A 24,094-nucleotide genomic window follows, 5' to 3' on the forward strand; every position below is an offset into this window, starting at 1 on the left:
TTCTGCATTTCATGATAGCGGGGGCAAAGATAGGTGCACCTGAAAGTGGCGGGAGATGGCCTTGCGCGCTGGCGGACGGACGCTACTGTGCAGTATCTGCGAAGAAGGGGGCGCACGCTTCTTCCAGCGAGGAGATGAGCTTTTTCGTCGTGGCAAGGACCTTCTGGATATCCTCGTCGGACGCTGCCTCTACATGGAAGCCGCAGCTTGCCGCAACGGGCACCCGGAACTTCGTGGCAAGGGCTGCCGCGATATCGTGAGCAGGCATCTCGTCTCTGTGACAGGGGACGGCAAGGATGCTCACGGTAGCCGTGCGGTCATGCTCGGGCCTGGGTATTGCCTGTGCCGTCGCGCCGAGATGGGCATATCCCGGGGTGAAGGCCGTGACTGTGATGCCGCGGGGCATGAGGACAGCCACTGCCTCGAGCGCAAAGCGGCCCTCTCCTGCTGTGACACACCTGATCTCTGCCATAGACTGCCTCCCTGCTCTGAGTCTGCACTTGCGGCTATCCCATGATAGGCCACGCGCCTTCCATTTCGGGACAGCGACAGTGCTGCCATATCTCTCAGAGCCGTTCCATAATGGCTCGAAGGTGTACAGGAAGAGAGGATACGCATGGATGATGCATTCTGGGATGAGATCGCCACTTTCCGTCATGACCTTCATGCCCATCCCGAGCTTTCGGGCAGAGAGGTTGGGGCGAAGCGGCGGATCCAGGATTTTCTTTCCTCCCATACCTCGCTTGCTGCAGAAGATTACGGCAGCTGGCTTTCTGTGCGCTTCTGCCCTGAAGGGGCAGAAGGCGTGGCGCCTATCGCCTTCCGTGCCGATATGGATGCTTTGCCTATAGATGAGACGATCTCGCTGCCTTACGGCTCCACAGTCCCGGGCGTCGCACACAAATGCGGGCATGACGGACATATGGCAGCGCTTGTGGCAGCCGCCTGCCTGATGGAGCATGATGCCGCCATCAGACGTCCTGTCTATCTCGTCTTCCAGCCAGCAGAGGAGACAGGCGAAGGCGGACATGCCTGCGCAGCATGGCTTGCATCCCAAGGTGTCCGCGAGGTCTATGCCTTTCACAACCTGAGCGGGCATGAGGAGGGTGCCGTGATGGTGAGAGAGGGCATGACGCAGCCGGCATCATGCGGGCTCACGTTTGCCTTCGAGGGAAATGCTGCCCATGCCGGGACCCCTGAGCTTGGGACGAATCCTGCACCTGTCCTTGCGCGCATGCAGCTTGCCGCCGAGAAGCTGGATAAGAGCAAGGAAGGGAAGCTCCAGTTCGCGACCACGGTGGGCATGACTCTGGGAAGCCATGACTTCGGGATATCTCCGGGAAGAGGAAAGATCTCGTTCACGCTGCGCGCTGGGGAAGATGAAGGCCTTGCACGCATGGAAGAGGAGCTTGGGAAAGAAGCGCATGAGCTCGCAGAGCGCTTCGGGCTTTCTGCGTCTAGAGAGAAGCGCGACCCCTTCCCGGCAACCGTGAATGACTGGCGTGCAGCGGAGAAGGTGCGCGCCAGCGCCCGTGAGCTTGGATTTGTGCAGGAAAAGCTGCCTGAGCCCTGGCGGCCGTCTGAGGACTTCGGCTGGTATACGAAGCTTACGTGTGGGGCACTCTTCTATGTCGGAAACGGGGAGACGTGGCCCGCTCCTCATGACCCGGCCTATGACTTCAACGACCGGATACTTCCTGTTGCAGCCGGGATGTTCGTGAAGCTTGCTGAAGGGATGCCGCTCCTGTGAGCCTCAGGCGTTCTGGTGCGAGTGTCCGCTGTCTTTGAAGCAGAGCAGGATAGCGAGCACTGCCATCGTGCTCAGGGCAAGTGCGGGGATATCGCCCAAGCGGAAATTTGCGAATCCGAGGAAGAGCCCGGTGAGATGCAGGATGAGCCAGCTCGCCCATAGAATCGTGCCGAACGATTTCAGGTCATTCGAGCGGGCTTCCGAAGGGTGCATCCAGACAGCAAGCGCCCATGTGGCGTGGACGGCAGGAAGCAGCGGCATGGTGACTGCAATGAAGAGGCGCAGGGGCGAATCGACGGTGCCTTCCGCTACCGGGCCGAGAAGGGTGCTTGCAGAGATCAGCGCAAAGGCAATCCAGAAGAGGGCCACATGATAGGCATGGAACGTGGCACTCCGGCGCAGGGTGAGCGTTGAAGCGGTATAGAGGATGAAAGCCGACATGCCGGTGATCATCGCCGGCAATGAAGGTGAACCCATAGATGAAGCCCCCACCAAACAGCACACTTCGCAGCATGCTGGCCCTATTTATGCAGTACCCAATTGAGCAGCTGTTCTATTTATAGCACTTTCTGAATACCGAATGAGGATGGACGATGGCGGGGGCGAAGAGCTTCCTAGAAGAGGACGCCGAGGACAATCAGAAGCACGCAGAGCATAAGGACGCCCTTGTCATCTGCTGCCATGGGGTAGCGCTTGAAGCTGCTCTCGCGGGTCCTCAGATAGAAGCCGCGCTGCTCGGCTGCGAGCGCTGTGGCGTCGGTCTTTCCGACCGAGGTCACAAGCAGGGGCACGCAGAGTGGAAGCATGAGCTGGAGCTTCTTGATCGGGTTCTTCGTGTCGTATTCCACGCCGCGGGCACACTGTGCCTCCATGATGGAGTTCATCTCCTGGGAGAAGACCGGCACGAAGCGGAGTGCTGTCGTGAACGTGAAGGCATAGCGGTAGGGGATATGGAGCACCTCGACGCAGGCATTCGCGAGGTCGTTGAGCTTCGTGACGGAGAGCATGAGGATAAGGGGAAGCGCCACGCCCAGAAGGCGCAGGCAGGCCTTCGAGCCTGTGATGAGGCCTGTGCTTGTCATCCACAGGAAGACCGGTTCGCCCGTCCTCACGAAGGCGGTCTGCAAGAGGAGCATCACGACTGCGATAGGAACCAGGAGCTTCATGAGCGAGAAGAGCTTGCCCTGGGATTTGGCATAGAAGCCGAGTGCGAATGTCAGGACCAGAAGGCCCAGAAGCATCACGTAGGTGTCGGAGAGGAAGGTTGCCACGATGATGGCAGCAGCGATAGCAAGCTTCGTCACCGGATTGAGCCTGTGGAGGAGCGTCTTGCCCGGTACATAATCAATAACATTAACCACGCTGAACCATCTCCTCGGTAAGGTCGACGATGCCGGAAACCTGGCTTATGCCGGCAAATGCAGGACTGATGGTGTGCGAGAGCACCTGCGAGAGCTGGACGATCTGCGGCGCCTCGATGAAGGCTTCCTTCATGAGGGAGGTGTCGCTGAACATGTCGAGCGCGGCGCCACGGTCCAAGATCCTCCCGTTTGCCATAACGACCAGACGCTCTGCGAAGTCGGAGACGACCTCCATATCGTGGCAGACCATAATGACAGCGCAGCCGCGATTGGCCATCTCGGAGACGGTGTCCATGACGGTCATGCACTCGCGGTAGTCAAGGCCGCTTGTCGGCTCATCGAGGAGCACGACATCGGGCTCCATGACGACGACAGAGGCCAAGGCCACGACCTGGCGCTGGCCACGGGAGAGCGAGAACGGAGACTCCTTCTCGGGAAGGCCGAAGCGCTCGATCACGCGGAGTGCCCGCCTCTTTGCTTCCTCCTCATCAATCCCCTGGAGCTCGAGGCCAAAGGCCACCTCGTCCAAGACCGTATCCTTGCAGAGCTGGTAGTCGGGGTTCTGGAAGAGCGTTGCGCAGTGGGCAGCGATGCGGCTTGTCGGAACCTCCTTCGTCGAGAGGCCGGAGATCCTGACCTCGCCCGAGGAGGGCTTCAGAAGGCCGTTCAGGAGCTTCGTGAGTGTCGTCTTGCCGGCACCGTTCTGGCCGACGACGGCGACCATCTCGCCGGGATAGACGCTCATCTCGAGGTCTTTCACGGCAGCGCCGCCGTTGGGATACTGGAAGCAGACGTCGCGGAGCTTGACAACTGGCTCTGCCCCTTCTGCATGGGGCCTGGCTGCCACGACGTGCTTCGAGCCCTGGCGGAAGGATCCCTCGGCCGGAGCAGTTCTGGAAGCCTCGGGGATGAGGCGCTCCTCTATGGCGGCAGCCTCCTCCACGGTGAGGCAGGGCTTGCCTTGAGGAAGCAGGCCATCCTTTGCGAGGCTGTTGTAGATGCGGGCGACACGGGGAGAGTCGACGCCGATGGAGCGGAGCTTCTCGGCATGGGCAAAGACCTCGCGGGGCGTGCCGTCGAGCAGGAGCTTGCCCTGATCCATCACGAGGATGCGGTCGCAGTACTTGGAGAGAAGGGCTACCTTCTGCTCGATCACGACGACCGTGACACCCTGGCGGCGCACTTCTTCGAGCGTATCGAAGACAAGGGTCGAGGAGGCAGGGTCGAGGGCGGCTGTCGGCTCGTCGAGCACAAGGACGCGGGGGTATAGGGCCAGGATGGCAGCGATTGCGACCTTCTGCTTCTGGCCGCCCGAGAGCGTTGCGATCTCGCGGTCACGCAGATCGGTGATGCCGACAGTTGCAAGCGTCTCTTCGATCCTGCCTTCGATCTCTGTATGGGGCACGCCGAAGTTCTCGAGGCCGAAGAGCATCTCGTCCTCGACGACGGAGGCGACCATCTGCGTATCGATGTCCTGGAGGACCGAACCTACAATCTGGGAGATGTCCGTGAGCGTGATGTCGCAGGTATCCTTCCCATCCACGAGCGTTGCGCCGAAGAGCGTGCCCTTGAAGTGGTGAGGGATGGCGCCAGACATCACGGATGCGAGCGTGGACTTGCCTGCTCCCGAAGGCCCGATGATACCGACGAACTCGCCGGTGCTGATCGTGGCCGTGATATGGGAGAGTGCCGGCTTCAGAGCCTCTGTGCCGTCGGATGCGGCCGAGGCGTAGGTGAAGGAGACATCCTTGAGCTCGATGATGGGCTGGGGCGTATTCGTGCTTTCTGCCATGCTGCCCTTTCTTGCTTGCTGCTTCATATATATAAGTGCATGCATGGAGCATGCCGTGGTACAGAAGAGGGCCGCAGGTGCTCCTGCGGCCCTCTCTATGGTAGCTGATGGAATCCTAGCGGTTCAGGACCTTATTCAAGGGGAAATAGAGTGCCTGGACGACGATTGCGTTGAAGACGGCCGTGCCGAGGACAAGCGGGACCTTCACGGCGACCGTCGCAAGAGCAGCGCCCATGATGAGGGTGCCGGCAACAGCGAAGAGGGCGCCGGAGAGAAGTGTCGTCACGAAGGCAGCGGCAAGCGGGGTGACATTCCTGCCGGCGACCTTGAGGTCGAGCTTGATGAGGGCAGCCATGGCCAGCGCAGCGACGAGCTCGGTCACGAAGTTGAGGCCCGGAATGGAGGTCGTGAACTGGATGACGGCTGCGGAGATGAGGCCGAAGATGGCAGCCTGCTTGAAGTCGGCCTTCGTGAGCAGGATGGCAAGGGCATAGGAAGCGATGATGAACTGGGGCTTGATGCCGACCATCGCAAGCGAGTTTCCGACCGTGAGGTTCAGGATGAAGCCTGCGGCCAGAAGGACGGCCAGAAGGATGAGGGACGTGACATCGGTGCCGGTGTGTGCTGCTGCGGTGACGGTGCGTGCCTGGGAGTTCGTGTCTGCCATGATGCTCTTCTCTCTTGCTGACTCTGTGTTCTGATCGATGTGATCTGATAGCTGCTGCGGATAGATGCCTTATGCCTCGACCTTGAGTGCCTTGCAGATCGGGAAGTAGAGGGCCTGGACAAGGATTGCGTTGAAGATGCCGGTCGCGAAGACGACGGGGAGCATGGCAGCTGCGAGCTGGGCAGCAGCGCCGACCATTGCGATGCGGATGAGCATGAAGATGACGCCGGAGACGACGGTCGTGACGAAGGTGCCGATGGCAGGGGTGATCTTCTTGGCGGAGCCCTTCATGCCAGCTGCAACGATGACGGACATGAGCATGGCGGCAACGCCTTCAGCTGCGAAGTCGACGAAGGGCGCGGTCGTCGTGATCTGGATGACGGCTGCGGAGATGAGGCCGATGATGAGGGCCTGGCCGACGTTCGGGCGGATCACAAGGATCGTGAGGCAGAAGGCCGAGATGATGAACTCAGGGGAGATCATGCCGCCGGAGACAGACGATATTGCCTTGCCGACCGTAAAGTTCAAGATGAAGCCTGCCGCCAGAAGGACTGCAAGAAGGACAAGTGCGCGGACATCGAGCTTGCCGTGGTCCTCGGTGGTGATGGTACGTGCCTGCTGGGTTTTTGCTGCCATGATGGATCTTCCTTTCGAATGGAACTTCTGAATTGCTTGCTTGATGGGATTGGACAGACAAAAAGAGGGCCCCGGTCATACCGGAGCCCTCAAAGATTCGCGTATGTATCATGGCGCGAGAGACTCACGATTGACCGATCGTATTCACATCGCGCCACCACCAGTTCATATTCATGTTGTCTGCGGTGCAGGCGATGCGAATCATCTCTGGCGCTCCTCTCAAATCGAATCAATGTCCAGATTGCCTGGACGTCCTGTCTGTTGCGCACACTATAAGCCACAGCCATCTTGGGATGCAAGCAAGATTGTGTAAACGCTTTGTTTCACGTAGCGGGGTGGACCTACGGCTTCAGGAGATGGAGCTGGCGCTCCATCTGAGAGGAAGAGCTGACCGCTGAAAAGAAGATGCCCTGCTTGCTGGGCATGCTGGGTATATCCATTCGGAATGAATGAGAAAGGGGATTCAGCCATGGAACAGAAGATCCTGAAGCTTCTGGGAGCAGTGCTCGTCATCTTCATCGCAATCGATCTGGTCTTCCAGATAGCAGAGCAGCTTGGAACGACCGAGCGTGCCATTGCCTGCTCCATCGCGATCGTCCTTATGGCAGGCTTTCCCATCATCGTCCTGCGGGCAATCTTCGGCCCTGGCATCTGGATCGTGCGTGGTTTCTGGCCAATCCTTACGGTCCTTGTCTTCTGCTTCGGCATCCCTCTTGTCATTCAGGGAATGCAGGGCACGCTTGATGGCAGCGCGGCAGCAGCGCTTGTGCTGCTGCCGGCGTTCTTTGCCATTGCAGCGAGCTTCAAGGGGATAGGCGGAGGTCCTCAGTAGCCCATGGCCTGAAGGATGAACATGATGACTGTGAGGATTGTCACGGCAATGACGATGAACCAGGTCAGGGCGTTCCAGATGCGGCCATTTGCATGCCTGCCCATCACATAGCGGTCAGAGGCTATGAGCACCATGCAGACAAGCAGGATTGGCAGGATCACGCCGTTGATGACCTGGGAGACCATCATGATGCCGAAAAGGTCGACATTCGGGATGCAGCAGATGGCAGCAGAGGCAATCGTGATGACCGTGATGATGCCGTAGTAGGCAGGAGCTTCCTTCCAGCTGCGGTCTGCTCCGCGCTCCCAGCCGAAGGCTTCGCAGACGGCGCTTGCCGTGATGCCTGGAAGCACACAGGCAGCAAGGAATGACGCGCCGACGAGACCCAGAGCAAAGAGGCCTGAAGCATACTCGCCTGCAAGCGGCTCGAGCGCCTTGGCTGCGTCAGCTGCGGTATCGACGGAGATGCCTGCCGGGAAGAGCACCGTTCCTGTCGTCATGATGATGAACCAGGTCACGATCTCTGCAGCAATGGCGCCGGAGATGTTGTCGGCACGCTGGGCAGTGATGTCCGTTGCATCGAGGTTCTTCTCCACGACGTTGCTTGACACCATGAAGATCATGTACGGCGAGATGGTCGTACCGATGTTTGCAACGAGGAGCGAGATGTAGGAAGGATCGTTCGATACCTGGGGAATGATTGTGGCGCTGAGCGCTGCTCCCCAGTCAGGCTTTGCCAAGACGCCGGAGACGATGTAGGTGAGGAACACGGCCGAAAGGGCAAGGAGGATCTTCTCGATCTTTCGGTAGGAGCCGCCGATCGTGAGCATCCAGCAGATGAGGGCAGAGACCGGCACGCTTGCGATGATGGGCACATTGAAGAGCTGCATGCCCGAGGCGATGCCTGCAAACTCGGAGAGCGTGACTGCGAAGTTCGAGATGATGAGGGCAATCATGGCAAGGGCGGAGATGCGGACGCCGAACTGCTCACGGATGAGGGAGGCAAAGCCCTTGCCGGTTGCGCATCCCATGCGGGCAGATGTCTCCTGGACGACGATCAGAAGAAGGCACATGAGCGGCACGGTCCAGAGCATGCCAAAGCCATAGGACGCGCCCGTCGTGGAGTAGGTGGCGATGCCGCCTGCATCGTTGCCGGCAAAGGCCGTCAGGATGCCTGGCCCCATGGAACCGAGGATGGCAAGGATGCCTGCCTTCTTCGCGACATCGTGGCTCTTCTTGGGAGCTGCTGAAGACGTCTGGGACGTGGAGCTGGAAGAGCTCTGAGAAGCCTTGGGGGCATCAGACTGCTTCTGTGCCCTGGGTGCGGGAGCCTGAGGCGCTGCCGGTACGGCAGCCATGATCTTCTTTTCCGTCATGCATACGCCTCCCTAGATTCCCATGCTCGCGAGAGCGATTGCAAGGAAGAGGACGATGGCGACAGCCATGTAGATGATGGCAAGGGTCGTGCCGGAGGTCTCGAGGTTGCGCTCGTCGCGGGCGCGCAGGACCTTGAGGGCTATGGGCGTCGTCGCGAAGCAGACAAACGCCGTGGCTGCTGCTGCAGCCACGCCCTTCATCGTGTACTGCATCGGAGCATCCATGATGTTCGCGATGATGGAGGTCGCGATGAGGGCCACAAAGATTGCGATGATGAGGCCGAGGCCGACGCCCTTGAACACCATGCCGAGCATCGAGGGAGCATCCTCGTCGTCGGAGTCGTACTCGAGGAAGTTCTTCGTCACGAAGGCAGCAGCGTCGTTTCCTGCAATGACCGCAACCGGCATGCAGAAGGAGACAAGCGCGATATCCTGCCAGGGCAGGCGGGTGTGGAAGATGGCAGCAAGGATGGCAACGCCGAGCATCCAGACGAAGAACCATGCCTCGTTGCGCATGAGCCAGGCAAGGTCTCCCGTGCGTCCTTCTGCTGCGGTGTCGTTGTGGCCGGCGCCTGCAATCTGCAGGTCCTCGGCGTGCTCTTCGTTGAGGACATCCAGTGCATCGTCGACCGTGACGTTGCCGAGCAGGTGTCCCTGGTCGTCCACGACTGGCATGGCAAGAAGGTTGTACTTTGCGATGTCCTCTGCGACATCCTCCTGGTCATCATCCGGATTGGCGGTCTTCAGGTCCTCGATATCGGCAATGTCCTTGAGGTGGTCCTCATCCTTGGCCAGCAGCAGGGCATTGAGCGACACGGCACCCGTGAGCTTGTCGTCCTTGTCCTTGATATAGATGTAGTGGATGGTTTCGAAGTCCTCATCGAGGTTCGAGAGCACCTCTACAGCGTCTGCCACCGTATCGTTCTCGAAGAGGTCCACGACCTCCGACGTCATGATACGGCCGGCTGTATCTTCCTTGTAGCCCAGGAGCTGACGTACTGCGCGCTGCTCCTTCACGCCCATGAGGCGCAGGAGCTTCTCTGCCTTGTCGTAGTCGAGCTCGCCCACGAGCTCTGCTGCATCGTCTGGGTCCATCTCGGACAGCATCTGCGATGCGTCCGTATCGTTCATGGAGGACATGATGTCGGCGGCAATCGTGTCATCGTCGAACTCGGCGATGGTGCCTGCCTTCTGCTCGGCATCGAGCTGGGCGAAGACCTGGCCACGAAGGCGCGGATCGAGGCGTTCGATGATGTCGGCGATGTCTGCCGGATGCATATCGTCGAGCGTCTTGTGCGTGACCGAGAGCTTCACGTCGGAAAGGTCGCGGTCCAGAAGGTCCATGTAGTTCCAGGCAATGATCTTCTCGGGGATGGTCTTGCCCATGGCCTTGGCGATCTTGAGCACAGCATGCTCGAGCTTGGGGGAGAGCGTGCGCAGAAGGCCGCGAGCTCCCACCTCGGCGCCCAGAAGGCGCAGCTGCGAGGAGTTCGTGTCAGAGAGCTTCAGATCGTTTACGCGCACGACACGGACGCCACGCGTATCGACAATCTGCTTGTTCAGGAGGTCGCGTGCAATCAGCACCTCGTCCGGCTGGAGGTAGCTGAAGCGGATATCGGTCTTGACAACCTTCAGGCGCACTTCGTTCTCGTTATACGTGTCGACATACTTGCGCCACGAGAGCATGAACGGGGTGCGGCTGGGGCCTTCGATTGCGAGCGAGGTGACACGCGGAAAGACTTCACCTGTGGCAATGCCCAGATCGTTCACGCGGCCGATGTTTTCGCCCTTTGCGTCGTAGACCGGATTGCCCAGGAGTTGGGACAGATAGATCATAGGTGCTCCTTGGTTCGGATTGTTGTTTGGGGGTACCCCGCGGCACAACTCGCAAGAAGCACCGAGGGGTCATCGACTGTGAGGTCGAGGTTTCATCAATGACCCTTTCTCTGCATATGTATTGCTTGGCTGCTGGCTCATGCCCAGCGATACTCGCATTGTACTCTCCAATTCCGCCAGATTCTGTCTTGCTCTTTCAAGCTTGTGTCAAGAAACATCGTTTGTGCGCATGGATAGCTGCTCTTGTGCCTTTCTGTGGCACTGTTCGTAATTTGAAAGGCAGGCAACAAGAATGTTGCAGGTTCGGCAACTGTAGATGTTGCTGGCACCATCCATTCGGGTTTGCTGCCTATCATAAATTGGTATCATTCGGACGGCTTCAGGCAGCATGCATTCAGTTCTGGAGCAGCCGTTTCCTGGATGCGCAGGCATCCGGGAGGTACTGGTTACGTACGTTTGATCAAGTCTCGAAGCGGGAGTCCACCAGCTCCCAGCCGAAACAGGAACTACTCCCCTTGACCGACGCTGCCCAGAGATGCCCCTCCGACTGAACATACGTAATCAGTGCCTGAATAGTCCTGCTAGGCGGCTGCTATGGCAACTGCCATTCTTTGTCCGCCGAATGGGTGCATTGCTTCAAGATTCTTCGTTTTCCAGAAGCTCTTCCATCGTGCAGCTGAGAGCCTGCGCGAGCGCAAGTACGCTTCGTGCCTGTGCATGGGATATGTCCTTCTTCCTCTGCTCATACTGCTGTATGGAGCGGAGCGTGACGCCGGAAGCCTTGGCCAGTCCTGCCTGAGACAGGCCGCGTTCGCGCCTGATGCGAGCAAGGTTCGTCGCTGTGCTCTCATGGGTCTCGGGGACAGAGATTCTCTGCACGACCTCTGCCGGGGGAAGCTTGGCATAGTCTGCATGGAGCTTGCGGAGACGCTCTTCTGTGAGCGTGCGGAAGACGGCAGGGAAGGGAAGGCCTGTCTCCCATTGATAGCGGCAGACAAGCTCCGCTTCCCATCTGAGACGTCCGGTCTCCTGCTTCGAGAGCCTCTTCTCGTTCATGAGGAGGGTATCGATAGAAGCATCCTCATTCACATCGAGAACGAGCTCGATAGCAGATCCGCCAATCTCTGGATGTGCATCGGGGCCTGTGCAGGTAGCGGCGACCGAAGAGTTCGCGAAGCGCCGATAGAAGCCTGCTGCACCTTCGGGCAGGCATTTCTCTGCAAACTCGAACGCCTTGCCAAGCGTGCTGATGACCTGAGGCAGCTCCTTCTCGTCGTATGCCTTGCCTGCCATGCGCCCTCCAAAAGATGTGTACGAAAGATGGAGAAACGGTTACGGATTTTGCCGTTCACCGGTAAAACACCGATGAACAGATGCAAAAGAGCAGGTATCTCCAAATGTTTTCAGATATATCTCTTGAGAGACATAGTACCCTCCGAGCTGAGATTCTGCTGAATCTGCAGCACCGAATGGAGCTTTCTTCACTCCGAATGGCACTTTTCCGCTCAGCGGCACTCCAATTTCGATACCAGACAGAGCGTGCTAGCATCCGGCCCATGCTGAGGCTCGGTTCTGCTGCAATGGGGCGGCGGAACCCAGACAGAAAGGAGCGAGCATGGCAACATTGCAGGTCATCCTGATCTTCGCCATCTTCATTGCAGGCGTTGTCCTGATGATGACAAAGAAGCTGCCGGCTATCCTGGCACTGCCCTTGATGGGCATCCTGATTGCTGCGGTTGCAGGCGTGCCGTTCGTATCGGCTGATGCCGATACCCAGTCAATCACGGACTTCGTGCTCTCCAAGGGCGCCGTGAAGCTGGCAGGCACGATCTCTGTCACGATCTTTGGCGCCATCTTCGCGAAGGCCATCCAGAAGGAGGGCATCTCCGACGCAATCATCCGCAAGGCAGCAGAGCTTGCAGGCGACAAGCCGACGGCCATCGCCCTCGCCCTGACCGCTGCTATCGCGATTATCTTCACTGCCATGAGTGGCGCTGGCCCGGTCATCATGGTCTCCCAGATCGCTATCCCGCTGTTCCTCTCTGCTGGCATCGAGCCGGTCGTGGCAGCAAGCCTCATCCTGTTCGGCCTCAATATCGGCCTGCTCTTCAACGTCTCCCAGTACCAGCTCTACGTCGATACCATCGGCATGGACATGAACGTGATTCTCTCGACCTCTGCCGTCATGGGCGTCATCTGCGTCATCGTCACAATTGTCTACATCGTCGTGAACACCCGCTCTGCCAAGAAGAGCGCTGCCTGGGCTGCCAAGGCTCCGGCCAAGACTGATGTGAATCCTGTCGCTCTCATCATGCCGCTCGTGCCTATCGTGCTTGTCTTCTTCCTCAAGTGGAACGCCGAGACGGCACTCCTGATCTCGATCATCGTGACCGTCCTCATCACGAAGCCGAAGGAGGCCGTCCAGGTCCTCTCGAGCTCTGTCGTCGAGGGCATCAAGGATGTTGCCGGCGTCATCGGCCTCATGATGGGCATCGGCATCCTTCTGAACGGCGTCTCTGCCACCCAGACCTCGTCGCTCATGCAGCCGATCATCTCTGCCATCGTCCCGTCGAACCCGATTGTCTACGTGATCCTCTTCACGATCCTCTCGCCGCTTGCGCTCTACCGTGGCCCGCTCAACATGTATGGCCTCGGCTCCGGCCTTGCAAAGATCATGGTCGCCGCAGGCACGCTTTCTGCTTCGGCTGTGGGCATGGCACTGCGTTCGACCTCTGTCGTCCAGTGCGTGTCTGACCCGACCAACACCCAGAACGTTATCGTTGCGGATTACGCGAACGTCGACGTCAACGATATCCTGAAGTCCACGCTTCCGTACACGATGGTCATGGCATTCTTCATCCTGCTCTATACGGCAATCGCACTGTTCTAGAGTGGCCGCTTTCCCGGGCGCAACAGCGCCCGGGAGGCTCTGATTATGCGCGTTCGATTTACCTCGAAGCAGAAATATCCCAGTCCTCGCTTAGAGGGGCTGCTGCCCAGAGGCCCCCTTCCAGTCGAACGCGCATAATCAGGACCAGAAACGAGGGAGGATACACGCTATGGGACACAGACAGGTCCGCATTGGCATCGATGTCGGCGGAACATTCACGGACGCCGTCGTCGTCGACAACGAGACCTATGAGATCGTCGCGAAGGTGAAGGTTCCTACGACCCACCATGCAAAGCAGGGTGTGGCACAGGGCATCGTCGATGCCATCCGCAAGGTGCTCGACGAGGGTGCCATCGCACCGGAAGATGTCGTCTTCATTGCACACGGCACGACCCAGGCGACCAATGCCCTCCTCGAAGGAGATGTCGCACGTGTCGGCATTGTCGGTATGGGCAAGGGAGCTGGCGCGGGCCGCGCCGGCACAGAGACGACAGTCGGCAATATCGAGCTGGCTCCGGGAAAGTATCTCGAGACCGAGCACGAGCTCATAGATTCCGCGAAGCTTACCGATGGGGCGATGGAGGCTGCCATCTCGGCGTTGCGCGAACGTGGCTGCGAGGTCATCGTCGCTTCCGAGTCCTATTCGGTCGACGACCCTACCGACGAGCAGGCAGTGGTCCAGAAGGCTGAGGACATGGGCATGGTCGCGACGGGCGGCTATGAGATCTCCCAGCTCTATGGCCTGGCGGCACGTACCCGCACGGCTGCCGTCAATGCCGCCCTCATCCCGAAGATGATGGAGACGGCAAACATGACCGAGGACGCCGTGAAGGGTTCCGGCATCGAGAAGCCGCTCATGATCATGCGCTGTGATGGCGGCGTCATGTCGATCGACGAGGTCAGGAAGCGGCCGATTTTGACGATGCTCTCCGGCCTTGCGGCAGGTGTGGCAGGCGCACTCATGTACGAGAAGATCACTGACGGCATCTTCCTCGAGGCAGGCGGCACGTCGACCGATATCTCTGCCATCAAGGATGGCAAGGTCATGATCAAGAACGCGACAGTCGGCGGCCACAAGCTGTATCTGACCTCGCTCGATGTCCGCACGCTCGGCATCGCCGGCGGCTCCATGATCAGGGTTGAGAACGGAAAGCTCCTCGATGTCGGTCCCCGCTCTGCGCATATCGCTGACCTTGCCTATGAGGTGTTCACGGATGCAGACAAGATCGTCTCGCCCGAGCTCGAGCTCATTGCGCCGCGCGAGGACGACCAGGCTGACTATGTGGCCGTGAAGTGTGCTGATGGCAGCAAGGTCGCGCTTACGCTCTGCGGCGCGGCAAACATCCTGGGCTATGTGCCAGAAGGCGACTATGCACACGGAGACGTAGAAGCTGCACGCAAGGCCTGGCAGCCTCTTGCGGATGCCTGCGCAACGACGGCGGACGATATCTGCCGACAGGTCATGGATTGTGCCATGAAGAAGGTTCAGGCAATCGTCCAGGGCCTCATCGATGACTACGGTCTGAACCCGAACCTGATCTATCTCGTCGGAGGCGGCGGCTCCGCATCTGTCGTGGCACCTGCCCTGGGCGAGCGCATGGGCATCCGTCACCGCATTGCAAAGAACGCCCCTTACATCTCGACCATCGGTGTTGCGCTGGCGCTTGTGCGCGAGCAGATCGAGCGCAACGTGCCGAATCCTTCTGAAGAGGATATCCGCCGCATCAGGCATGATGTGCTTGAGGTCATCACCCGAGCTGGTGCCAATCCGGAGACCGTGGATATTACGGTGGAGATCGACTCGCAGAAGAACATCCTGCGTGCCACGGCGACCGGAGCAACCGAGCTTCGCACGAAGGACCGGGGCTCTGCTGCCAAGACGGAAGACGAGCTCAAAAAGATCGTCGCCGAGTCCTCAAGCGTCGATGCTTCAGCCGTGGAAGAAGTGGCAGCGACGGGCCGCTGGCATGTGTTCTGCGCCACGACCGTGAAGAAGGCGTTCTTCGGTCTCGTGAAGTCAAAGAAGCAGGAGATCCGTGTCGTGGACGAGGAAGGCGTCATCCGCCTCCAGAAGAACGATGCGAAGGTGCTCACGTTCACGAAAGACGAGCTCGGCGGTTCCTTCAGCGAGTTCGTGGACAGCATGACGCTCTATACGGATGCAGGAGCCACGCTGCCGAAGACCTATCTCTTCTTCGGCCAGAAGATGAGCGACCTCTCGGGTGTCCTCAACAAGGAACAGCTCATGGGTCTGGCCGAGATGGAGCTCGAGTTTGCGGGCGACGATCAGGAGATCGTCGCTGTCGCAGCCAAGGACTAGCAGTGGCTGCTGCTTCGTCAGAAGGCGCCTTTGCCAGGCTTCTCCAGGAAGCCTCTGTCCCAGAGCTTGCGTTTCTGCAGCTTGAACAGGATCCCCGTGTGCGGAGGCTCCTTCCTGGCGAAGCCAGCCGCATCGTTTTTCAGGCGCTTAGTGCAGGCGAGGAGACAGCGCGAGCTGCGAATGCGGACGGAAGCGCCACCTCTGCTTCAGACTTCATTGCTAGTCACGGCGGAAAGCTTGTCCGGGCACGGGGGCAGAAGGTGTCGGCTCCTGGCATCCATCTTGCGGCGCTCACGCAGGTGGCTCGAGATGGCAGCATCGAGGTCACGCTCTTTGAAGATGCGCTCGAAGAGAAGACAGGAGTCCTCGCCTTCTTCGACATGCGGGGCCTTGCGGTGCCAGATCTTGCTGCACTTGAAGAACTGACGCTCTGGCATGAAGCCTTCCATATCATCGACTTCAGGCAGGATGGAAAGCTTTCTGCAAAGGTGAGCACGGGGAAGACAAAGGTGCTCTTCGGCACAAAGGAGTGCAGGATAGGCTCAGCTGCTGAAATCTCAGCCCACAGCTTTGCCTGTACGGCTCTGGGAGGAAAGATGATGCTCGACCCCTGGAGGTGCGACGCTCTGTACCTTGCAGGGATGGGAGAGATCACGGAAGAGGAGCTGGCACTTGAGCTTCAAGATGCCAGAAGGCTCATGGAAGAAGGGAGACGGGATGGAGACCTATAGGTTCGGCGCAGAGGATATCGAAGTCCTTGGAACCTGGGATACGGTCGTTGTCGGCGGCGGCACGGCAGGGGCTTCCTGCGCAATTTCGGCAGCCAATGGCGGCAACCGCACGCTCGTCGTGGAGGCAGCGTCATCTCTCGGCGGTTCTCCCTCCCAGGCGCTTGTGACGCCGATGATGCCGTCATATGCGCCTCACGGAAAGAACCTTCATGAGATCGAGCGGCGTCTGAACGAGGCTGGCATCGTGACCCGCGAGGACGGGGACCGGATGGGCTACATCTGGACCACGGCTGAGAGCTTTGCCTGCGTGCTCGAGGATATGCTCTACGAGGCGGGAGGAGAGGCGCTCTACGATGCGCCGCTTGTCCGCGCGGATGTGAAGGACGGGAAGATCTCTGCCATCGAGGCAATGACAGTAGAAGGACCCAAGGCAATATGTGCTGCTCAGTTCGTGGATGCTACAGGCGATGCGGTGCTCTCGCGCCTTGCGGGCGTTCCCTGCCTTGCAGGAGACGATGACGGGAACAACCAGATGAGCTCGCTTCGCTTCGAGATGGGCGGCATCGATGTCGACTGCTACCGCAGGTATTGCCTATGTCTTGGCGATGAGTTCAGCCCTCTTGTGGATGGCTATTTCTGGGAGTCCGCCATGGTTGCAGGACGCGGATTCAAGCTCGAGCCGCTCTTCCAGAAAGGCGTTGAAGCAGGCATCCTGAAGCCGTCAGACCTGGTCTACTATCAGTGCTTTTCGCTTCCGGGGGAGCCGGGATGCATGGCATTCAACTGCCCGCATCTGCCCGACCTCAAGAAGAACAGCTCTGCCCTTGCAAGGAGCCAGGCTCTGCGTGAAGGAAGGCAGCGGATTCGCCGTCTCGTGAAGTTCCTGACGGCCTATATGCCAGGCTTCGAAGATGCATATCTCATACGCATCGCTCCCATGCTCGGCGTGCGCGAGAGCTGGCGCATCCAGGGAAGCTATGTGCTCGATGTGGACGATTACGTGAAGCGTGCGAAGTTCGATGACGCAGTTGCCAATGGCACCTGGTATATCGATGTGCACTCCGCTACCAAGGGGCTCGTGCATATGGAGAAGTACCAGAAGGGGGAGTACTATCAGATTCCCTATCGCTGCCTTACGAACAAGACGATAAGCAACATGCTGACAGTGGGCCGCTGCATCTCTACGAGCTTCCTCGTGCAGGCATCTGTCAGGATTCAGCAGACCGTCATCGATATGGGAGACTCTGCCGGACGTGCCTGCGCGAAGGCCAAAAAGCAGCAGATGCCGCTTTCCGAGCTTGATGGCATGGGCCTGCTCGTAGCTGAATAGATCGGTTTCACTATCACATTGCCCCGCCTGTTTCCGCTGCTATGGAATAGGCGGGGCATTGTCTTCTTGATTGCGGGAACGGCGCTACATGGCAGGAATATCAGCTGGATTCTGGCATCTCTGCTGTCATGTCATGCTCCCACAGCTCTTCTGAGGAGATGTCTGTATCATCATTCCAGATGGCTCCATATCCTCTTCTTTCGCTTACGCTGACCTCATCGAAAAGAAAGCGAACTTCTCGAGTCCTGAAGCCCAAGACGCAGACGCCGCAGAGTGGTGTACACGGCTCTGCAGAAGATGATTGTTGCCAGTGCCAAGGAACCCAGCAGGCTGACGTGCAATATTGAATGAGAACAATTGTACTGTTCGTCAGGCAGCATCATCGTTGCAATGGAGAGGTGAAAGCTAGGGGGGGTGTGCGACATGGTGCCGGCAATCAGCGCCGAGGGGGTCATTTCTCCCTGCAAGGAGCTCATGGCATACGAGTATCTGTATGCTGTCGAAGGAACTTCCCGAAGTAAGGTATCGAACCTCATTCAGCGAAACGGCGGATTTCCGAGTACGGCAGCTGATGCAATCGATGGCATTCTTCCGGACAGCGAGAAGCGTACAGAAGCAACGCAGCATGTGAAGGACCGGCTTGGGTCTTTCTCCACGCTGGTTGATGGATCGCCGCAATTCCCATGCGGATTGAGAGCTCAGAAGAATCCATTGCCGGCCTTCTGCTGTCGTGGCGATATCAATCTAGCAGATTCAAGATGCATCTCTGCTGTCGGCACTCGTCATCCAAGCGAACGTGGCAGACTCGCTGCAGCGCGCATAGCCTCTGCGCTCGCCAGGCATGGCTTCACTGTTGCTGATGGGCTTGCAGCAGGAATTGATGCAGTTGTCGCAAAAACTGCCCTAGGAGCAAGAGGCGGAGTCATAGGCGTTATCGGAACGCCGATAGAGATAGATATTATCCAAAGGAAAACGAGGATTTGCAGGGGCTGGTAGCCACAGAGCATCTCCTAATTAGCCAGGTGCCCATCTATCGCTATGATCATCAGTCAATCAAGACACAGCGCTTCTACTTTCCGAAGCGCAATATAACCATGGCTGCCTTGTCCGAAGCTACTGTCATCGTGGAGGCAGGCGAAACCAGCGGAACAAGGACGCAGGCCAGGGCGTGCATCGAACAGCACAAGAAGCTTATTTTGCTGCCCTCCGTTGTCGAGCAGACAACTTGGGCAGCAAAGATGGCTGAATACGGTGCGGTTCTGGCGAAATCAGTTGCTGAAGTGCTCACTACGATCGGATGCAATTCAGCTGACTGAGGTTGCAGAACACGGATGCTTGCACCATTGAGATGGGAGAGGCTTATTTCAGAACGGCTTGCTGCGAGGCAAGTCTTGTACCCTGCATAAGACTGTGCTAAACTCTCATGGCTGCATAGGGCAGAGACGATGCTCTCCGAGGAAAGGAATGGAGCCTTGCGCAGGTAGACACTGCTCTTCATGAGCATACGAGAATTGTTCGCCAGGACACTCCTGTGTCCCCCGTCCCTGTGTCTGCGAGGTCCATCATGCAGCTTTCTCTTTCTCATGTGACATATTGCTATCCCGGCTCCGTCAATTCTGTCTTCTCTGACATATCCTGCACCTTTGCCAATGGCTGGCATGCCGTTATCGGTGCCAATGGCTGCGGCAAGACAACGCTTGCCCGCATCATTTCCGGCGAGCTCGAGCCTGATGAAGGAACGGTGACCAGGGGCCTTGTGACGGCCCTCTGTGCGCAGGATGCCACTGCCGAACCAGCAGATCTAGCCGACTTCGCCTGCGACTGGAGCCCTCTGGCACAGAAGGTGCGCCGCACGCTTGCGATTGAGGACGACTGGCTCTGGCGCTATGAGACGCTCTCTTCAGGCCAGCAGAAGCGCGTGCAGATTGCCTGCGCTCTTGCAGCAGAGCCCGATGTATTGATTCTGGATGAGCCGACCAACCACCTTGATGCACCGTCACGCGAGCTTCTGCTGGAGACGCTCCGTGATTTCTCCGGCATAGGCCTGCTGATCTCCCATGACAGGACGCTTCTCGATGAGCTGGCCACCTCCTGCCTCTGCTTCGAGGCAGGAGGCATCAGGATGCGGCCTGGAAACTACAGCGCTGTTCGTGAGCAGCAGATGCAGGAGCATGATGCATCGCTCCATGCAAGGGATGCAGCCAGAAGGGAATACCGCCGCCTTGCCCAGGAGCAGCAGAGGCGCCGCGAGGAGGTGGACCGTTCTGCTGCAAAGCGGAGCAGGCGCAATCTCGATCCCCATGACCATGACAGCCGGGAGAAGATCGGACGTGCCATCGTCTCGGGCAAGGACCGGAAAGCTGCAGACAAGGTCCGCCAGCTCGACCAGCGTATGGATGGTCTCAGCAAGAAGGCAGGAGCCTCGGTTGCGCAGAGCTATGACGGGGAGCTGCCAGCCTTGGGCGTGCGCTCGAAGAGAAACACCGTGGCGCATCTGGATGCACAGACGATTCCTTTCGGCGATGCAGGATATGGACTGGAGATTCCGGAGCTCTTCGTGGGACCGGACGAGCATATAGCTGTCGTCGGACCCAATGGTGCCGGCAAGTCGACGCTCATCAAGGCGCTCGTGGCAGAAGGCATCCCTGACGGCGTGAAGGTAGTCTATCTGCCGCAGGAGCTGAAGGCAGAGGAGACAGAAGAGCTGCTTGGCCGCCTGCGCGGGCTTGACCGCGCAGAACAGGGTGCGGTGCTCTCCTTGGCAGCACAGCTCAATGCAGAGCCTGAGAGCTACCGTACAGGCAGTTCGGTCAGCCCAGGCGAGCTCAGAAAGCTTGCCCTTGCCTTCGCGGCGCTTGATGGAGCGGAGCTCCTCGTGCTCGATGAGCCGGCAAACCATCTCGACGTGCATGCCGTGGAAGCGCTCGAGCGCTTCCTTTCGGGCTTTGAAGGGGCGCTCATCCTCGTCTCCCATGACCGGCATCTTGTCGAGGCTGTCTCTTCTGCCATCTGGCGTACGCAATCTCTGCCCGCTGGGGGAGCGAAGCTCCTTCTCTCATAGATATGCATACAGCTCTTTGGCTCATGCAGGCATCCATTTGGCTGCGAGGCGTTTCTGCGCAGGATGGATGGGTACAGTGGGAACTAAAGCAAGCGGCAGAATCATGCCAGATAAGGAGTAGCTATGTATAATTTCACGTTCCATGTGCCCACGACCATCCACTTCGGCAAGGGCGAGATCTCGCATCTTGCTGACCTTGCTGCATACGGCAAGAAGGTTCTTCTCTGCTACGGTGGCGGCTCCATCAAGCGCAATGGCATCTATGACCAGGCAACGAAGATCCTCTCCGATGCGGGACTTGAGATCTTCGAGCTTTCTGGTGTCGAGCCGAACCCGCGCATCCAGACTGTGCGCCGCGGCGTCGACCTCTGCCGCAAGGAGTCTATCGATATGGTCCTCGCAATCGGCGGCGGCTCCACGATCGACTGCGCAAAGGTCGTTGCAGCCGGTGCGAAGTACGACGGCGATGCCTGGGATCTCGTGATCCATCCTGAGCTCATCAAGGCAGCGCTTCCGATCTTCTCGGTGCTCACGCTTGCTGCTACAGGCTCTGAGATGGATGCCTTTGCCGTCATCTCGGACATGACAAAGAACGAGAAGTGGGGAACGGCTGCTGAGTGCCTGAAGCCGACCATGTCCGTGCTCGACCCGACCTACACGTTCTCGGTCCCGGCACGCCAGACCGCAGCTGGCACGGCGGACATGATGAGCCACACATTCGAGAACTACTTCTCGATGGATGATGGCGCATACGTGCAGAAGCGCATGGCAGAGGCCCTGCTCAAGACCATGATCCACTATGGCCCGATTGCCCTTGAGAAGCCGGATGACTATGATGCCCGTGCAAACCTCATGTGGGCTGCAAGCCATGCAATCAATGGCCTTGTCGGCGAGGGCTGCGCTCCTGCCTGGTGCGTGCACCCTATGGAGCATGAGCTTTCTGCCTTCTATGACATCACCCACGGCGAGGGCCTTGCTATTCTTACGCCTGCCTGGATGGAGCATGTCCTCTCCGAGAAGACGGAGAAGCAGTTCGCGACCTATGGCCGCAATGTCTGGGGCCTTACCGGCACCGACGATGCACCGGTTGCCCGCGAGGCCATCGCCCGCACCCGCCAGTTCTTCACGGAGACCATGCACATGCCGGCAACACTCCATGAGGTGGGAATCACCGATGAAGAGCACTTCGATGTGATGGCCCAGAAGGCAGCAGATGGCTCGAAGGGCTCGTTCGTGCCGCTCACGAAGGAAGACATCGTCGAGATCTATCGCGCTGCGAAGTAATGAGAATCATCTGATATGCAGGAAGGGAGCTTGCTTTCGGGCAGGCTCCCTTCTTGTGAACACCTCTCTAGGCAAGATTTGATGAAGGCCTATCAGCATGGGTGCAATCCGAGATAGCCAAGACCTCTTGCATCTGCATCTAGCCTGCATGTCAGTGATGCGGCGTCAAGCAAGCTGGCTCGGGTCTGTTCGCTGGCATGCGCCTGAATGTCTGGCATCGGAATACCCGATTTGAATGAATAGGTATGGTCTGTTGTTGGGTAGTATATATGGCATAGAATGTAATGACATATATATAAAGATGTACATACCCGCTATTTGGAAGGAGTAATGATGGCTTCATCCACACTTACCATACGTCTCGATGAGAATCTCAAGCATGACGCGTCGGAAGTTGCTGAATACTATGGTCTCGATCTCTCTTCGGTTACGCGTGCTTTCTACAAGCAGATGGTCAACACACACCGCATTCCGCTGACATTTGCACCTGAAGAGCCGAATGCTAAAAGCGCTGATGCCATTGCGGAGGGCAATGCATTTCTGGCTTCCGGAAAGCCGGGCAGGTTTACGGACGCTCATAGCCTCATCGAATCGGCGATGGAGTGATGACTCGGCTCACTGCTGACTATTCGAAAGCATTCAGGCGAGACCTCAATAAGAAAGCTAGAAGGCGCGGATGGGATCTGTCTGAGCTTGAGAAGGTCATCGGCCTTGTTGTCGAGAACACTCCTGATACGCTTGAAGAGCTGAGACGTCGCCATAGTATGCATACTCTCTCAGGCAATTGGGAGGGGCGCAAGGAGTGCCATGTCGCGAATGCAGGTGACTGGCTTGTCATATGGTCATCCAACGATAAGGTTGCATTCTTTGAGCGAACTGGAAGCCATGATGAGCTGTTTGGACACTCATCGTGAGGGCTGCTGACCAATAGGCGCACCTTCTCAATCTGGTACGCTGCGGAGCGACGGATCTTGCAGGTATACGGAAGGGAGCTTGCTTTCGGGCAGGCTCCCTCCTCCTATATCTATCTCTATCATCTGTTCTTATGCAGGCACGATTTCCACGTGGACCGTATCTTCTGGCTCTTTGCCAATGGCCTTCCGTATGCCCTTGCGGATGCTGATGATGGCCTGCGCTCTCACATCGCCAAGGGGGTCAACCGTGGTCGGGGACATGGAGAAGTCGCACAGGTCCCCGGTCAGGGCGGTCGAAGGCGTGCACGAGGCCTACAGGGCACACGTCAGTGACTCGCAATACCTCGAGTGCATGGCTGTCGTGAACAAGCTCTGCTTTTAGCTCAAACGCTACCTGTGGCACTTCAGCGGCATGGACCCGAAGAGACTGCAGAGCTACCTGAACAGGTAAGTATAACTGTTCAGGATTAACCAGTCGTACGACAAATGGCCGAGGTTGGAAAGGATGGTGCGCCATCTGATGATGGAGGACGCGACTTACCGCACGTCAGAACCTTGCTAGGCACACCACACTTCTAAACTGTTAGATTGCAGTAAAGGCGATAACGATGGTAGCCATTGACTTTCCCACACTTAGGTCTCCAATCTATCGTTGCATCGACATCGGAGCACAAGGCGGTGTTATCATCGGGCGGCATTCAGCATCGTCTGCATGCTCCGCTGGACAAAGGTTTTATGCCTGGTCGATGATTTCAGTCCTGTCCATATTGGGGGTATTCGCTGTGATAGTGGGGTATCGGGCTGGGTGGCCGCATTTGAGGGCCTGTCTGTGCCTGCATCGATACTCCCGGATACGAACGTTGTGGTGCTGAGATCGACTCCTGCCTGCATCGTACCGACATTGCAGAGCTATGGCCGCTGGTTGTAGTCGCAGCATCAATGCAAGCGAAGCAGCACTCGATGTACGGTTGCTGTCGCGGATCCGGAGCGCCTCAATGCCACTGTTGTTGCGGATGGGGTAACAGATATGTGGTCGGTCATTAGGACGGTAGCAGCTTGATGCAAAACAGCGTTGTCGTCATGAGCCCCTACCCCGGACTTGGTGCGCGGAAAATGCTATAAATCCCTACCTATATGCTGCTGTTTTGCGGGCCACATGTCTACCAAACACCGTCTCCATCTATACGTTTGTCCGGCAAGTGATCTATTGAATCGTTCCGCCAAGCGGGCAGATGGCAGAATGTCTTTAAAGCACCGCCATTGCTTGAGAACGGAGGGAATCATGAAGGGGTAAGAGAACAATCATTATTGCCA

General features: G+C 58.1%; 23 protein-coding genes. 14 read left to right on the forward strand and 9 right to left on the reverse strand.

Features of this window, described 5'->3' with window-relative positions:
* Window positions 1-82: 82 nt before the first annotated feature.
* Window positions 83-472, reverse strand: a complete 390-nt coding sequence (locus ABVS03_RS10405; RefSeq protein WP_330971436.1) for a hypothetical protein — start codon at window positions 470-472, stop codon at window positions 83-85.
* Between the two features lie 144 nt (window positions 473-616).
* Here ABVS03_RS10405 and ABVS03_RS10410 point away from each other — a divergent pair, with 144 nt between their 5' ends.
* Together ABVS03_RS10410 and ABVS03_RS10415 are read left to right on the forward strand one after the other, a co-directional pair.
* Window positions 617-1,750, forward strand: coding sequence for a M20 family metallopeptidase (locus ABVS03_RS10410; protein ID WP_368019050.1), 1,134 nt, complete (start codon window positions 617-619; stop codon window positions 1,748-1,750).
* A 176-nt stretch (window positions 1,751-1,926) separates the two neighbouring features.
* Window positions 1,927-2,016, forward strand: coding sequence for a hypothetical protein (locus tag ABVS03_RS10415; RefSeq protein ID WP_368019068.1), 90 nt, complete (start codon window positions 1,927-1,929; stop codon window positions 2,014-2,016).
* A gap of 348 nt (window positions 2,017-2,364) precedes the next feature.
* On the opposite strand, the gene ABVS03_RS10420 is transcribed toward ABVS03_RS10415, so the two are convergent.
* The 4 genes from ABVS03_RS10420 to ABVS03_RS10435 form a co-directional block, all read right to left on the reverse strand.
* Entirely contained in the window at window positions 2,365-3,111 is a 747-nt protein-coding gene (locus ABVS03_RS10420; protein WP_368019051.1) for an energy-coupling factor transporter transmembrane protein EcfT, read from the reverse strand.
* The gene (locus ABVS03_RS10425; protein WP_368019052.1) at window positions 3,104-4,903 is read right to left on the reverse strand and encodes an ABC transporter ATP-binding protein; all 1,800 of its coding nucleotides are present in this window, start codon (window positions 4,901-4,903) and stop codon (window positions 3,104-3,106) included. Before ABVS03_RS10425 ends, ABVS03_RS10420 begins: the two co-directional genes overlap by 8 nt.
* Window positions 4,904-5,018: 115 nt before the next feature.
* Window positions 5,019-5,570 carry a tryptophan transporter gene (locus ABVS03_RS10430; protein ID WP_368019053.1) on the reverse strand — a complete coding sequence of 184 codons (552 nt, stop codon included), beginning with the start codon at window positions 5,568-5,570 and terminating at the stop codon, window positions 5,019-5,021.
* Between the two features lie 69 nt (window positions 5,571-5,639).
* Window positions 5,640-6,206, reverse strand: coding sequence for a hypothetical protein (locus ABVS03_RS10435; protein WP_368019054.1), 567 nt, complete (start codon window positions 6,204-6,206; stop codon window positions 5,640-5,642).
* A gap of 469 nt (window positions 6,207-6,675) precedes the next feature.
* Between ABVS03_RS10435 and ABVS03_RS10440 the strand changes: the two genes are divergently transcribed.
* Window positions 6,676-7,038: a hypothetical protein gene (locus ABVS03_RS10440; RefSeq protein ID WP_330971429.1), complete on the forward strand. Its 363-nt coding sequence runs from the start codon at window positions 6,676-6,678 to the stop codon at window positions 7,036-7,038.
* Here the strand turns inward: ABVS03_RS10440 and ABVS03_RS10445 are convergent.
* The 3 genes from ABVS03_RS10445 to ABVS03_RS10455 form a co-directional block, all read right to left on the reverse strand.
* Complete coding sequence (locus tag ABVS03_RS10445; RefSeq protein ID WP_368019069.1) at window positions 7,032-8,222, reverse strand: Nramp family divalent metal transporter; 1,191 nt, start codon at window positions 8,220-8,222, stop codon at window positions 7,032-7,034. The genes ABVS03_RS10440 and ABVS03_RS10445 overlap by 7 nt on opposite strands.
* A 204-nt stretch (window positions 8,223-8,426) precedes the next feature.
* Window positions 8,427-10,250 (reverse strand): magnesium transporter, encoded by a 1,824-nt coding sequence (locus ABVS03_RS10450; RefSeq protein WP_368019055.1) that lies wholly within the window; start codon window positions 10,248-10,250, stop codon window positions 8,427-8,429.
* Between the two features lie 636 nt (window positions 10,251-10,886).
* Window positions 10,887-11,543 (reverse strand): helix-turn-helix transcriptional regulator, encoded by a 657-nt coding sequence (locus ABVS03_RS10455; protein ID WP_330971427.1) that lies wholly within the window; start codon window positions 11,541-11,543, stop codon window positions 10,887-10,889.
* Between the two features lie 322 nt (window positions 11,544-11,865).
* On the opposite strand from ABVS03_RS10455, the gene ABVS03_RS10460 reads away from it, so the two are divergent.
* The 10 genes from ABVS03_RS10460 (at window position 11,866) to ABVS03_RS10505 (ending at window position 22,780) form a co-directional block, all read left to right on the forward strand.
* Window positions 11,866-13,140, forward strand: a complete 1,275-nt coding sequence (locus ABVS03_RS10460) for a hypothetical protein (protein ID WP_368019056.1) — start codon at window positions 11,866-11,868, stop codon at window positions 13,138-13,140.
* 169 nt (window positions 13,141-13,309) lie between these two features.
* Window positions 13,310-15,460 (forward strand): hydantoinase/oxoprolinase family protein, encoded by a 2,151-nt coding sequence (locus ABVS03_RS10465; protein ID WP_368019057.1) that lies wholly within the window; start codon window positions 13,310-13,312, stop codon window positions 15,458-15,460.
* 98 nt (window positions 15,461-15,558) lie between these two features.
* Entirely contained in the window at window positions 15,559-16,191 is a 633-nt protein-coding gene (locus ABVS03_RS10470; RefSeq protein ID WP_368019058.1) for a hypothetical protein, read from the forward strand.
* Window positions 16,178-17,521, forward strand: a complete 1,344-nt coding sequence (locus tag ABVS03_RS10475; protein ID WP_368019059.1) for an FAD-dependent oxidoreductase — start codon at window positions 16,178-16,180, stop codon at window positions 17,519-17,521. Before ABVS03_RS10470 ends, ABVS03_RS10475 begins: the two co-directional genes overlap by 14 nt.
* Window positions 17,522-17,995: 474 nt before the next feature.
* A complete protein-coding gene (locus ABVS03_RS10480; RefSeq protein WP_368019060.1) occupies window positions 17,996-18,517 on the forward strand; it encodes a DNA-processing protein DprA in 522 nt (173 codons plus the stop codon).
* A complete protein-coding gene (locus ABVS03_RS10485; RefSeq protein ID WP_368019061.1) occupies window positions 18,502-18,837 on the forward strand; it encodes a DNA-processing protein DprA in 336 nt (111 codons plus the stop codon). Before ABVS03_RS10480 ends, ABVS03_RS10485 begins: the two co-directional genes overlap by 16 nt.
* A 248-nt stretch (window positions 18,838-19,085) precedes the next feature.
* The gene (locus tag ABVS03_RS10490) at window positions 19,086-20,582 is read left to right on the forward strand and encodes an ATP-binding cassette domain-containing protein (protein ID WP_368019062.1); all 1,497 of its coding nucleotides are present in this window, start codon (window positions 19,086-19,088) and stop codon (window positions 20,580-20,582) included.
* 123 nt (window positions 20,583-20,705) lie between these two features.
* Entirely contained in the window at window positions 20,706-21,866 is a 1,161-nt protein-coding gene (locus ABVS03_RS10495) for an iron-containing alcohol dehydrogenase (protein WP_368019063.1), read from the forward strand.
* A gap of 333 nt (window positions 21,867-22,199) precedes the next feature.
* Window positions 22,200-22,472 (forward strand): type II toxin-antitoxin system RelB/DinJ family antitoxin, encoded by a 273-nt coding sequence (locus ABVS03_RS10500; protein ID WP_368019064.1) that lies wholly within the window; start codon window positions 22,200-22,202, stop codon window positions 22,470-22,472.
* The gene (locus tag ABVS03_RS10505) at window positions 22,472-22,780 is read left to right on the forward strand and encodes a type II toxin-antitoxin system YafQ family toxin (RefSeq protein ID WP_368019065.1); all 309 of its coding nucleotides are present in this window, start codon (window positions 22,472-22,474) and stop codon (window positions 22,778-22,780) included. The genes ABVS03_RS10500 and ABVS03_RS10505 overlap by 1 nt, the downstream gene beginning before the upstream one ends.
* Before the next feature lie 129 nt (window positions 22,781-22,909).
* On the opposite strand, the gene ABVS03_RS10510 is transcribed toward ABVS03_RS10505, so the two are convergent.
* Window positions 22,910-23,041, reverse strand: a complete 132-nt coding sequence (locus ABVS03_RS10510) for a DUF1905 domain-containing protein (protein ID WP_368019066.1) — start codon at window positions 23,039-23,041, stop codon at window positions 22,910-22,912.
* Here ABVS03_RS10510 and ABVS03_RS10515 point away from each other — a divergent pair.
* The gene (locus ABVS03_RS10515; protein WP_368019067.1) at window positions 23,028-23,162 is read left to right on the forward strand and encodes a hypothetical protein; all 135 of its coding nucleotides are present in this window, start codon (window positions 23,028-23,030) and stop codon (window positions 23,160-23,162) included. The two genes, ABVS03_RS10510 and ABVS03_RS10515, sit on opposite strands and share 14 nt — an antisense overlap.
* Window positions 23,163-24,094: the final 932 nt, after the last annotated feature.

The organism is Olsenella sp. AGMB03486, assembly GCF_040884255.1.
GTDB lineage: Bacteria > Actinomycetota > Coriobacteriia > Coriobacteriales > Atopobiaceae > Olsenella_L > Olsenella_L kribbiana.